General features: G+C 52.5%; 1 rRNA gene. It reads left to right on the top strand.

Going from position 1 to position 276, the window contains the following annotated elements:
- Window positions 1-276 (top strand): 23S ribosomal RNA (locus tag QP363_RS13080); the annotation flags it as partial.

The following is a 276-nucleotide window of genomic DNA, read 5'->3' on the forward strand; positions in this document are numbered from 1 at the left end:
GAAGCAGCCATCATTGAAAGAGTGCGTAATAGCTCACTAGTCGAGTGACCCTGCGCCGAAAATGTACCGGGGCTAAACTGAACACCGAAGCTGTGGATCCGTAGGATGGTAGGAGAGCGTTCTATAGGCAGAGAAGCATGATCGTGAGGACATGTGGAGCGTATAGAAGTGAGAATGCCGGTATGAGTAGCGAAAGACGGGTGAGAATCCCGTCCACCGATTGACTAAGGTTTCCAGAGGAAGGCTCGTCCGCTCTGGGTTAGTCGGGTCCTAAGC

The sequence above is a fragment of the Corynebacterium sp. UMB6689 genome (genome assembly GCF_030215295.1).
Classification (GTDB): Bacteria; Actinomycetota; Actinomycetes; order Mycobacteriales; family Mycobacteriaceae; genus Corynebacterium; species Corynebacterium aurimucosum.